Annotated in this window: 9 protein-coding genes; 2 read left to right on the top strand and 7 right to left on the bottom strand. The window is 69.6% G+C overall.

What is annotated here, in order from left to right; translation table 11 throughout:
- Positions 1–739, bottom strand: a 739-nt coding sequence (locus tag QMX79_RS16945) for a PilN domain-containing protein (protein WP_282247777.1), incomplete at its 3' end; no start/stop codon positions are given.
- A complete protein-coding gene (locus tag QMX79_RS16940) occupies positions 739–1,797 on the bottom strand; it encodes a pilus assembly protein PilM (RefSeq protein ID WP_038686523.1) in 1,059 nt (352 codons plus the stop codon). The genes QMX79_RS16945 and QMX79_RS16940, both read right to left, overlap by 1 nt.
- Positions 1,798–2,022: 225 nt before the next feature.
- Between QMX79_RS16940 and QMX79_RS16935 the strand changes: the two genes are divergently transcribed.
- Together QMX79_RS16935 and QMX79_RS16930 are read left to right on the top strand one after the other, a co-directional pair.
- Positions 2,023–4,443: a penicillin-binding protein 1A gene (locus QMX79_RS16935; RefSeq protein WP_336618873.1), complete on the top strand. Its 2,421-nt coding sequence runs from the start codon at positions 2,023–2,025 to the stop codon at positions 4,441–4,443.
- Between the two features lie 92 nt (positions 4,444–4,535).
- Positions 4,536–5,156 (top strand): hypothetical protein, encoded by a 621-nt coding sequence (locus tag QMX79_RS16930; RefSeq protein WP_282247776.1) that lies wholly within the window; start codon positions 4,536–4,538, stop codon positions 5,154–5,156.
- 21 nt (positions 5,157–5,177) lie between these two features.
- On the opposite strand, the gene QMX79_RS16925 is transcribed toward QMX79_RS16930, so the two are convergent.
- Genes QMX79_RS16925 through QMX79_RS16905 form a run of 5 tightly spaced genes read right to left on the bottom strand, consistent with a single transcriptional unit; the run spans position 5,178 to position 11,774 of the window.
- A complete protein-coding gene (locus QMX79_RS16925) occupies positions 5,178–6,761 on the bottom strand; it encodes a YadA-like family protein (protein ID WP_282247775.1) in 1,584 nt (527 codons plus the stop codon).
- Positions 6,762–6,773: 12 nt separating this feature from the next.
- Positions 6,774–7,472 carry a pilus assembly protein gene (locus tag QMX79_RS16920; RefSeq protein ID WP_282247773.1) on the bottom strand — a complete coding sequence of 233 codons (699 nt, stop codon included), beginning with the start codon at positions 7,470–7,472 and terminating at the stop codon, positions 6,774–6,776.
- Positions 7,473–7,489: 17 nt separating this feature from the next.
- Complete coding sequence (locus QMX79_RS16915) at positions 7,490–8,611, bottom strand: CfaE/CblD family pilus tip adhesin (protein ID WP_282247772.1); 1,122 nt, start codon at positions 8,609–8,611, stop codon at positions 7,490–7,492.
- Positions 8,612–8,621: 10 nt separating this feature from the next.
- Positions 8,622–11,210, bottom strand: a complete 2,589-nt coding sequence (locus tag QMX79_RS16910; RefSeq protein ID WP_282247771.1) for a CS1-pili formation C-terminal domain-containing protein — start codon at positions 11,208–11,210, stop codon at positions 8,622–8,624.
- A 51-nt stretch (positions 11,211–11,261) separates the two neighbouring features.
- Positions 11,262–11,774 (bottom strand): CS1 type fimbrial major subunit, encoded by a 513-nt coding sequence (locus tag QMX79_RS16905; RefSeq protein ID WP_282247770.1) that lies wholly within the window; start codon positions 11,772–11,774, stop codon positions 11,262–11,264.
- Positions 11,775–12,220: the final 446 nt, after the last annotated feature.

Below are 12,220 nucleotides of genomic sequence, written 5' to 3'. Positions count from 1 at the left end.
GCTCAGCGGCCGGTGCCGGGGCCGGCGTGGTGGCCGGTGCGGCGCTTCCGGCCGGGGCCGGTGCCAGCGGGGCCACGGCGGGGGCGCCCGGCGCGGCATTCGGGTCGGTACCCGGTGCCACCACGGTGCCATCCGGCGCGATACCGTCAACGGCTTCGCTCTGTGCCGGCAGCGTCACCTTGACCACGAACACGTACGGCAGCGCGGAGATGTCGGAGACGGGGCCGACCGGCTTGTCCTTCTCTTCTTCCGGCTTGCGCGCTTCGATCACCGACAGTTCCGGCTTGGTCATCCAACCCGAACTTTCCAGGTTGCGCATGTAGGCGCTGACCCGGGCGTTGGACTGGGTGCGGCCTTCCAGCGTCAGGATGTCGCCTTCCTGCTTCAGCGCGGTCAGCACCAGCCCATCGGGGATGGTCCGGACCAGCGCGTCGAACAGGTGCACCATCTGCGAGCGCTTGGCCTGCAGCTGTTCGATCACCTTCTTGCGCGCCAGCAGGCGGTCCTTCTGGCGATCGAGGCGGTCGATTTCCTTGTTCTGCTCCTTGACCCGCGCGATCTCGGCCGTGAGGAACGCGTTGCGGTCCCCTTGGCCACTGATCTGGCGGTCGTAGTAGAACCAGATCAGCGCCGACAGCACCACGCCCGCGATGGCGGCAAAGCCCAGCATGGTCATGAACTCGCGCTGGCGTTGCTTGCGCCGCTCGGCGCGCCAGGGCAATAGATTGATTCTTGCCATCAGTCGAAGCTCCTCAGCGCCAGACCGGTGGCAATCATCAGCGCCGGGGCGTCCTGGGCCAGGGCATGCGCCTGCACCTTCGGACCCAGCGTCATCTGCGCCAGCGGATTGGCCACCACGGTGGCCACGCCCAGCTGTTCCTCCACCATCTCCGGCAGACCGGCCAGCGCCGCGCAACCGCCGGCCAGCACGATGTGGTCAACCCGGTTGAACTCGCTGCCTGCATAGAAGAACTGCAGCAGGCGGCTGATCTGCTGGACCGTGGCTTCCTTGAACGGCTCGAGCACTTCCATCTCGTAGCTTTCCGGCAACCCACCCTGGCGCTTGGCCAGGCCGGCCTCTTCGTAGGTCAGCCCGTAGCGGCGCATGACCTCGTCGGTCAGCTGCTTGCCACCGAACACCTGTTCGCGGCTGTACAGGCTGCGCCCGCCGCGAAGCACGTTCAGGGTGGTCATGGTGGCGCCGATGTCGACCAGCGCGACCACGCCATCGCTGGCGATCGGCAGTTCACTGGCCACCAGCGCGAAGGCGTTTTCGACCGCGAAGGCCTCCACGTCCATCACCCGGGCGGTCAGGCCACCAAGCTCCAGCGCCGATTGGCGCAGCTCCACGTTCTCCGACCGCGACGCCGCCAACAGCACCTGGACCATTTCCGGGTTGTTGGGAATCGCGCCCAGCACCTCGAAATCGAGGTTCACTTCCTCGATCGGGTACGGGATGTAGTTGACCGCTTCGAGCTCGACCTGGGCTTCCATGTCGTTCTCGTCCAGGTCAGCGGGCATCGGGATGAGCTTGGTGATGACCGCAGAGCCGGCCACGGCCGCGGCGGCATGCCGGGCCTTGGTACCTGAACGGTTCACCGCACGGCGGATGGCCTCACCCACGGCCTCCACTTCCACGATGTTCTTTTCCACCACCGCATTCGGCGGCAGTGGTTCCACAGCGTAATGTTCCACGCGGAAACGATTGCCACTGCGGGAAAGCTGCAAGAGCTTTACTGCAGTCGAGCTGATGTCGACGCCAATAAGCGGCGACTGGCTTTTTGGGATAAGCCCCACGGTTTCTCCCCTGCCGACGGGCACTTGGACGCAAAACTTGCGCCCGCGCATTAATAACGTTTTTTTTGCAATTCGCAACCATCAACGTGCAAAACGTGTACTTACGACACGTTTCACCCGTCCCCTGACGGTGACCGAAATGCTCTCCCCGGGAACAACCCCAGCCGTTCCCTTGCGTAATCTATACTCTGCGGCCACGAAATTCGCAATCGGAATCTGACACTGATGACTCGCCTTCGCCGCTGGCTGCGCTGGTTGCTGGTCGCCTTCCTGGTCCTGGCACTGATCGGCGCCGCGGTCGCCGGGGGCCTGTACTACGCCATTTCCTCCCGTCTTCCGGACGTCCAGACCCTGCGCGACATCGAGATGCAGGAGCCCATGTACGTCTATGCGGCCGACGGCAAGCTCATGGCCGTGTTCGGCGAGTCCCGGCGCACCCCGATCACCATGAAGGAGGTCCCGGAGCGCCTGAAGCAGGCCTTCCTGGCCACCGAGGACGCCCGCTTCTACGAGCACGGGGGCGTGGACTACAAGGGCATCGGCCGCGCGGTGTGGCTGCTGGCCACCACCAACGACAAGCGGGTTCCGGGTGGGTCGACCATCACCCAGCAGGTGGCCCGCCAGTTCTTCCTCAGCTCCGAGTACAGCTACACCCGCAAGCTGGCCGAGATCCTGCTGGCGCGCAAGATCGAGCAGGAACTGAGCAAGGACGAGATCTTCGAGCTGTACCTCAACAAGAGCTTCTTCGGCAACCGCGCCTACGGCGTGGCCGCTGCGGCCGAGTTCTACTACGGCAAGAAGCTGGGCGAGCTGAGCCTGGACGAGATGGCCTCGCTGGCCGGCATCCCCAAGTTCCCCTCCAGCGGCAACCCGATCAGCAACCCCGAGCGCGCCCGCGAGCGCCGCGATTACTACGTGCTGCAGCGCATGGCCAACCTGGGCTTCATCAGCCAGGCCGAGGCCGACGCGGCCAAGGCCGTGCCGATGCACGCCAGCGCGCATGAGCCGCCGGTGCAGGTCGAGGCCCCCTACGTGGCCGAACTGGTCCGCCAAGAGATGATCGCCCGCTTCGGCGGCGACGTGCTCAACAAGGGCTACCACGTCACCACCACCATCAATGCCGAGATGCAGACTGCCGCCAACCTGGCGGTGCGCGATGGCCTGCTGGAATACGACCACCGCCACGGCTGGCACGGGGTGGAGCAGCAGGTCGCGCTGGGCGCAGGCGACGATGCAGCCGCCCTGGCCGCGCACCTGCGCGGCATCAGCGCCCAGTCCGGGCTGCTGCCGGCCATCGTGGCCGGCACCGGCGCAGACGGCAGCGCCACGGTGGTGCTGGCCAACCGCACCGAGCTGGTGCTGCCGGCCTCGGCCGCCAAGTGGACCAACAAGACCCCGGGCAAGCTGGTGCAGCGCGGCGACATCGTGCGCGTGCGCACCGGCGCCAAGGAAGGCGAATGGCTGCTGGACCAGATCCCGCGCGGGCAGTCCGCGCTGGTGTCGGTGGACGCTGAAAGCGGTGCGCTGAAGGCGCTGGTGGGCGGCTTCAGCTTCTCCGGCAACAAGTTCAACCGCGCCACCCAGGCGCGCCGCCAGCCGGGCTCGAGCTTCAAGCCGTTCATCTATGCGGCCGCCTTCGACAAGGGCTTCAACCCGGCCTCGATCGTGCTGGATGCGCCGGTGGTGTTCCGCGACCGCCGCGGCAAGACCTGGCAGCCGCAGAACGACGGTGGCGGCTTCCGTGGCCCGATGCGCCTGCGCGAAGCGCTGGTGCAGTCGCGCAACCTGGTATCGGTGCGCCTGCTCGACGGCATGGGCGTGGAATACGCGCGCAAGTACATCAGCGAGTTCGGCTTTGCCGAAGCCGAGCTGCCGCCGAACCTGTCGATGTCGCTGGGTACCGCGTCGCTGACCCCGCTGTCGGTGGCGCGCGGCTATGCCGTGTTCGCCAATGGCGGCTCGCGCGTGGATACCTGGCTGATCGACCAGGTCAGCGACCGCGACGGCAACCTGGTGTTCAAGGAGAACCCGGCCCGGGCCTGCCGCGAATGCGTGGGCACCAGTGGCGGCGCCCCGGTGAGCCAGGTGGTGGACGGTTTCAACTTCGGTGCCGCCGCCGCACCTGCGCCGGCCGGCCCGGCCAAGCCGCAGCAGGCGGCCGAACCGGCCGTGCCGGTGGACCCGAATGCGCGCACCGCGCCGCGTGCGATCGATGCGCGCACTGCCTACCAGCTGGTCTCGATGATGCGCGACGTGGTCCAGCGCGGTACCGGCACCGCGGCCAAGGTGCTCGGCCGCGAGGACGTGGGCGGCAAGACCGGTTCCACCAACGACCACCGCGATGCCTGGTTCTCCGGCTTCGGCGGCCCCTACGCCACCACCGTGTGGGTGGGCCGCGACGACTTCCGTTCGCTGGGCTACCGCGAATACGGCGGCCGTGCCGCGCTGCCGATCTGGATCGACTACATGCGGGTGGCGCTGAAGGACACCCCGATCGCGCAGAACGAGCCGCCGACCGGCATGGTCCAGGCCACGCTCAACGGCGCGACCGAGTGGGTCAAGGTCGAGGACATGGAGAAGTTGGCCGAGTACGACTTCAACACCCAGACCCCGCAGGCCGACGACGCGGCGTTTGATATTTTCTGATGGGACAAGGGTGCCGGCCGGTTGCCGGCACCACATCGATGTCACATGATCGGTGTACATTCGGTGGCAGGTCGCAGCAGGGGGAGCCGCTCATGCATCGGGCACGACAGCACTCGGAGAGCCAAACCCGCGAACGCCGCCACCGGCTCGCCCACGAGGCGGCCCGGCTGATGGCCGAAAGTGGCATCCGCGATTACCACCAGGCCAAGCTGAAAGCCGCCGGGCGGCTGGGCATCCACGACGATGCCTCGCTGCCGCGCAATACCGAGATCGAAGAGGCGCTGCGTGAGTACCAGCGCCTGTTCGCCGGTGCCGGCCATGACGTGCAGTTGCGCCAGCGGCGCGAGGCAGCGCTGCGCGCGCTGGAATTCCTGCACGGATTCGCCCCGCGCCTGTGCGGCCCGGTGTTGGACGGCACCGCCGATGCCAACAGCCCCGTGCAGCTGCAGCTGCACAGCGACGACGCCGATGCGGTGCAGCGTTTCCTGGAAGACCACCGCATTCCCGCCGACTCACGCATGCGCCGCCTGCGCCTGGACCGCGAACGCACGCTGGATGTGCCGGTGTGGGTGTTCAGCGCCGAAGGGCTCACCTTCGACGTGGCGGTGCTGCCCTACGATGGATTGCGCCAGCCGCCGCTGTCGAGCATCGATGAAAAGCCGATGCGGCGTGCATCGGCTGCGCAGCTGCGATTGTTGTTGGCGGATGGGTGAGTACCGACCAACGGTCGGTACCTACCAGCCTATGCCTACCCCTACCGCGACCGTGCTCTCACCGCCCTGGCTGAAGGCGCCGTTGAGGCTGAAGGTGGTGGCGGCGCGCCGGTCCAGCACGCGCTGGTAGCCCACCGCCAGCGCCGATTCGCCATCGGCATGGCCAATGCCCGCCCCGAGCCGGTTCCAGGTGGGCAGTCCTGCGGTGTTCATGGCCATGGCCGCCTGCGCACTGCCCATCGCCGCCATCCGGTTCATCCGGCGATCCAGCCGCTCGAAGCGGCGATCCACCGACGCCATCGCCTGGTCGGTGTAGGCGTTGGCACGTTGCACGGCGTCATCCACCGCGCGGGTATCCACCGGGGGCAACGGTGCGTCGACCTTGGGGGCGCGGGCAACGGCAGGCGCAGGTGAGGTGGTGGTATCCCCTGCCTCCGGCTCGGCCGCCGCTGCTGCGCTTGCAGCCACCTGCCCGCCCATGCTGTCCAGCGCGTCGTGCGCGGCGCTCACGGCCTCATCGAGTGCGCCCACGGCCTCGGCCACGGTGCCGTGCCACCGGCCCCGCACCGTGAACCCCACGCTGCGCACGCCGCCTTCGGCATCCACGCCAGTGCCCATCAGCGCCGCTACGGCCGACAGCTGCCGCATCGACACCACGTCATCGTCGGCGATGCCGGGCATCACGTTGGTGATCCGCCGGCGCAGGCCCTGCCCGCCCACCGACACCTCGAACGGGCGCTGCACGATCGACCCGAAGCCCAGCGCCACGCTGTCGTGCGCGCCCTCCCAGACCTGGGTCGAGGCCCCGATCGCCATGCCGTTCTCGGCCAGTACGCGCGAACGCGAGCCCAGCGCGAAACCATCGTGTGCGCCGTCCAGGATGATCGCCGCGCGCCCCAGTGCCACCGAGTTCCTGCCCAGCGCGGTGGCGAAGCTGCCGATGGCGGTCGAGCCCGCGCCCTGCGCATGGGCATCGCTGCCCATCGCGGTGCCCAGGTGGCCCGCCTGCGCCGGCAGGCTCAACGCGTCCGCCCCGACCTTGGCGTACAACTGGGTGTACTCCAGCGCCGCCACGCGCTGGGTGGCGGCGAACAACTGCGCGCCGTTGATGGCCTGGCGGCTGTCGGCACTGATCTCACCCGCGCCCAGTGCGACCAGGCGCGCACCGCGCAGGTGCACGGTGGCATCCTTGTCGAAGCGCACCACATCGCCGAGGTCGGCGCTGACGCCGCGCACGTTGTCGTGCAGCAGATCGATGTCGCTGCGGTTGCGTGCGATCTGTCCGCCATGGGTGTCGAGCTGCCAGAGCGCGTCCGCCCACCCGGGCGGCGTCGCCGGGTCCGGGATCTCCACCGGCGACGGCGCCGGACACTGCAGCACGTATTCGCGCCTGCGCTCGCGGTCGAACACGCCGGCCAGCCCAATGCCCACGCCCAACCCGCCAATGAACGCCAAGGGCGACGCGGGCGGCGGGGGGCTTTCCTGCGCGACCGACGGCGCTGCAGCCTCGGGCGGCGTTGCCGGCGGAGTGGCGGCAGCAAGTGCCGGGGCCATCAACAGAAGCGCGATGGACCCGGCAGCGAGTGAACGACAGGGACGATGCATGGTGGTCTCCTTTCAGGGCAGCAGGGTCTGCTGGTGTTCGCGGTAGCCGTCACGGCTGAGCCGGTAATCCACGCGCAGCCGCGCGCCGGCCACCGGCTCGAATGGCAACGCCAGCGTGGCGCCGGGGTAGACGCTGCGTTCGATGTCGTGGGTGGTGCAGGCGGCCGCAACGCAGTGCTCCACCCGACGGATGCCCAGCCGGAGCGTGCCGTGGTTGTGCAGGCGGTCCCCCGCAACCTGCATCGCGACCCGTCCATCGGCGGGCAATACGTTGACCAGCACGCCCCACACCAGGCTGACGCCCAGGGTGGCACCGGGCGTCTCCAGGGCATCGGGCCGCGCATCCGGGTCGTCCCCGCGCACGCCTTCGAAATACACCCGGAACGCGGTTTCCTCGCTCACCGGGGCCAGGGCGATCACCCGCACCAGCCGGCTGCCGCCGCCGGCGAGCGCGAACATGCCCGGCGTCACGGCGATCGCCGCGGCATCGCCGGGTGGCTCATCCACTTCGCTTTCGTCTTCGGTGGCAGGCGCGACCACGCGCTTGACCGTGGCCCTGACGTACTGGGTGAGCGGCGACTGCGCCTGCACGCGGATGCTGGTGGTGCGGCCGGCGTCGAGGTGGACGCGCATGGGGTGCACGTCCAGGTTGGCCGACACCGGCAGGGCGGGAAACAGCAACAGCAGCAGGGAAAGGCGATGCAGGCGCATGGAAGTCTCGGTCGGCGTCAGGGGCGGCGGGTGGGCAGGCGCATCTCAAGCGTGAGATCGCCCTGGTAGCGTCCGTCGCGCTTTTCGGCGGCCGGCACCCGGGGCGTGATGAAGGTGAGCGGGGTCGGCACGCAGTGCACGGCCTGGTCCATGCCGGGCAGCAGTACCGGCCTCAGCTCGGCGCTGTCGATGCCGGCCAGCACCGTGTGCGCCTCGCGGTGCAGGTCGATCGTGGTGCCCGCATGCAACAGCTGCAGGCGGTAATCGATGCGCTCGTGCGGCGCGCGCCCGCCCGCGTGGTGCCACACCGAAAACGCGTCGCGCGGCCGCCCGGGCACGTCCGGGCCGCGATCGCGTGCCACCAGCACCAGCTGGCTGCTGTGGGCACCCAGGCCGTCGTACAGGCACACCTCCAGCACCGCCTCGCCACCGATGCTGGCCGGTGGCGGTACGGCCCGCAGCTGCAGCTGCAGGTCAACCTGTCCGGCCGAACCGCCGTGTTCCGGCAGGTGGATGGCGGCGCGATCCGGATCGGTCACCGTGACCGCAAGCACGAACACGTGCCGGCCCAACACCGCGCCGCCCACGCCACCGCGCACATCCAGGTGCAGCTCGGCCTGCCAGCGCCCGGCCACCAGCGTGCCGATGTCCGTGGACGTCACCTGCAGCGTCGCAGCCGTGCCGGCCGGAGCGACGTGACACTCGCGGGTTGCCGATGTCCACAGCGGGTACTCGGATTTGTCCCAGTAGTCGTCGCTGCAGCTGCGCTCCCACTCGACCCGCTCCATCCATCCGCTGACGGCGACCTCGCGGCGCTGGCCGCTGCGCGGTTCGTGGAACTCCAGCAGGATCGGCTGGCGGCCTGTCGGCCCCTCGCCGGTGTCGCTGCGTGGGCGGCGCCCACGTGCCGGAACGTCGGTGCAGGTGACATGCAGGCGGCCATGGCCGTGCACCACCTCATCGAACCCCAGCACGGTGCGCGGCGCCCACAGCTGCAGCGGCTGCGGTGCGGCGCGGTCGAAGGCGTGGCTCAGCGTGGTCACGGTGGTGCCTGCGGCCGGCGTGGTGACCGGTGGGCGCTGCGCCACCGCAGGAGCGACCCACAGTGCCAGTACCAGCACGACGGTGCAGGCGCGCATCAGGGTCCGCTCATCGCCCCTCCTGCGCGATCGGCGCTGCATCCTCCAGCAGCTGCCGCACGCGCGGCTGGTGGGCGATGCGTTCGGGCAATGCGTCGCGCGCCAAGGGCGTGCAGGCCACCTGACCGACCAGCAGCACCACGCTGCGCTGCTCGCGCACCTGCAACGGACAGTGCAGCAGGCGTCCGGCCTGCAACAGGTACAGGACCGCTTCGCGCTGCGCAAATTCAGCGATGAACCCGCCGTCGGCGCCCAGCCGGGGAACCGCGGCGTTGAGGATGCGCGCACCGGCCAGCGCGGTACCGGCCCCATCCACGGCGCTGCCGATGTAGGTGAAGGCAGCTTCCACGCCGACCGGCAACGCGATCACCCTGCCCGGCAACAGGAAGGGTTGCTGGGCGGGACCCGGATGGGTCACCCGCACGCTGGCGTCATGTGCGTGCCCGGGCGCGTCCTGCACCTCCACGCGGTGGCGCTGATAACCGCTCAGCGGCAGCAGCCGGCGTTGACCGGCGCGCAGCACCTGGCGGCGGCTGGCCCCGGCCTGCACTTCGGCGGCCGCGCCATCGAACGCGCTGGCAGCGGCGTGCTCGACGCTGACGGCCACGCCCGCATCGGCGCCGGGCGCACCGCCCCAGAACAGGCCGCGCGGCGACAACGCCAGCGCCGATCCATGGCTGAGGCTGTACCCGGTTTCGCTGGCATGCGCCTGCCGATGGTGCGACAGCACGGCACTGGTCTGGCCCAGCGGCGTGTAGGTGCGCAGGGCCAGCAGCGCATCGACGTCATCGGCGTCCTGCACGCTGACCTCGGTGGCCACCTCGCGCGCGGTCGCGTCCTGTTCCTGGCGCCAGGACTGCGCCAGCAGCAGGCGCTGCCCGGTGTCACCGGACTGCGTGCGCCGTGCTTCGGCACCGATGCGGCGCAGCTGGCTGCCGCCCGCCGCGTGCTGCAGCCGCGAGAGCGTGACCGAGAGCTGCAGGCCCTGGTCGGCGACGCTGCCAGTCTGCCGCCATGCGCCGAGACGGGTGCCGATGCTCACGCTGCGCCACTGCCGGGTGAGGTCGTAGGCGGCCTGCAGGCTGCGTGCGTTGCCGTTGGACCAGCGCCCGGGCACCAGCGTGCGCCTGCGGGTGTGCCCGAGGTACAGGCTGCCGCCGGCCAGCGGCACGGTCAGCGATGCGCTGAGCGAATCGGCGCAGTCCAGGCGACAGCGGCTGCCGCGCAGGCGCTGCCGGTACAGGTTCCAGGAAACGCTGTTGCGCACGCTGAGCTGTTGCTGGCTGCCACGCCTGCCGTCGCTGCCGATGAGGGCGCCGACTTCGGCGTGCAGGTCATGCCCGCCCAGGCGCTGGCGGACACCGGTACGCAGTTCGGCATGGCTGGCGTGGGCAACGCGCGCCACGCCCAGGCTCATGCCGAGCTGGCGGGCCAGCGGCAGGCGCAGGCCGGCCTGCAGCACGCTGTCGCCCGTGTCCAGGCGGATGTCGCGCGTGCGGCTTCGCCCGCCCTGCACGAACCATTGCAGGCCCGGTTCGCCCCAGTCCTGGGTGCGTGCGAACGGCAGTGTCTCGGTGCGCAGCAGGCGCCCGTCTTCGTGGATGCGCAGGGTCACGTCATAGCTGCCCGGTGGAAACCGGCGGGTATCGAGGTCGGTGACGCCGGCGGGCAGGTAGAAGGTCTGCAGCAGCCGTTCGCCGTCGTAGGCATCCACGCGCGCCTGCCGCGACAGCAGTACGGTCAAGGGCGCGGCCCCGGTATCGGCGCCGGCATCGACGTAGGCCTGGGTGGTGCCGGCACGGACGCCGTCGAAGCGCTCGAGCGGCAACATGCCGAAGCCGAACTGTCCACCCTGGGTGCTGGCAAGGTTGCGCCGGTCCATGCGCCCGACCTGCAGGTAGTGGCGCCGGGCCAGGTCATGCCGGTAGTGCAGGTCGTCGAACTGGAAGTGGGTACGGGCGCGCTGGCCGGGCCAGGCGTGGCGCGCGTAGTTCCAGTTGCCGCCGACATGCCCGCTGCGCAGGACGCCCAGCGTGGCGCTGCCATGCGCGTTGAGCGCGTACTGGCTGCCACTGCCGCTGAGCGCGAGCGTCTGCTGGTGCAGCAAGGCGTTCTCGGCATGTTCGCTGGGCGCATGCAGCCCGGCGGCACCAGGCAACGCACTCGGCAGCCAGCGCAATGCGGGAAACAGCAGCAGCGCGCCGTCGCCTTCGTCAAAGATGGCATGCATGTGGGTGGGATCCTCGGACGGGGGGCGCCAGCCGCAGCCCGGCCGGGGTTGGCCATGGATGCAGGCCATGTGGCTGTTGCGCGGCAGCGGCAGGGACAACACCGGCAGCAGTGCCTGCTGCGCGGACGCGGCCACGCCCAGCGCGGCCAACACCTGCGCGGGCTGTTCCAGCTGGACGTGTTCCAGCGTCACCCAGGCAGGCCAGAGACCGGCAGAGCGGCCGAACGCGCGCACTTCCACGCGCTCGCGCTGGCCACTGACAAGATCTTCGAAACCGGCCGGCACCGGGCCCGCCTGGACGGCCACGCAGGCCAGCACCAGGACGAGCGCCACCGCCAGCCGGACAAGGGCGGGAGCAGGAATGCGCATGGCAGGGACGCAGGCATGCCGGCCCCGCAGGGCCGGCGCCCGCGCAATGGCTCAGAGGCTGCTGGCCTTCTGCACCAGCACCAGGCTGACCGGGCCGTCGTACAGGCCGGCGGCGGCGATGGGGCCGGGCGTGGCCTGGGCCACGGTCAGCGGCATTTCGATGGAGGCGCCCGGGATGGCGCCCTGGAACAGCTGGTCGGCGGTGAACGCAATCGGTGCAAGGCCAAGCTCGCGGCCGTTGAGGGTGACCGACAGCGGGATATCGACCGCGCCGGCGGCGGTGACCTTGGGCATCAGCACGGCCGGTTCGGCCAGGCGCACGTCGACATCCAGGCTGGTGTCGTTGGAGAACACGCGCACGCGTTCGCTCCAGCTGCTCAGCCCCTGCCCGGCGCGATACGGCATTTCAACGTCAGCGGGAAGCGCGCTGCCATCGGCCCGGAGCAGCGACAGGGTCGGGTCGACGTTCGCCCAGACGGTGATGTGCGCTTCAACGGCGTGGGCAGACAGTGCGGCGGTAAAGATCGCCAGGCCCAACGCGGCCTGCTTCAGGGTGCGGTACATGTGGTTCTCTCCCATGATTGAAAAACGCCTCGTTCGAGGCGATCACCCACGCTGCAATGTGCAGTGCCGGCGACACGATCACGTTAGGTCTGTGCGCGATGTCTCCCCACGCAACCATTCTTAAACCCATCGCGCACGCGCACGTTCTGCGACAGCGCGCGCGAACCGGACGCAACGCAAGCATTCCGACGCGCGCGCATGCGCATGTTGCGGGTTGCTGCTTTATGCTCGCCGCGGCACGGCGTGGTGTTGGCATTGGCTGAAAGCGAAAGGCGTAGAGCCAGAGCCAGAGCCAGAGCCAAAGCCAGTGCCAGAGCCAAAGCCGTCGTTTGCGCGATGCTGCGTGCAGGGCCGGCGGGTACGGGGGTACGGGGGGCGCCGTGAACCCTTCCATGGGGGCTCTTACCAAACATCCATGTTTGGTAAAGCCCCCGTACCCCCGTACC

This window comes from Stenotrophomonas sp. PS02300, from assembly GCF_029959395.1.
In the GTDB taxonomy this organism is placed as follows: domain Bacteria; phylum Pseudomonadota; class Gammaproteobacteria; order Xanthomonadales; family Xanthomonadaceae; genus Stenotrophomonas; species Stenotrophomonas maltophilia_AD.
This window is presented reverse-complemented; position numbering and strand designations above follow the sequence as displayed.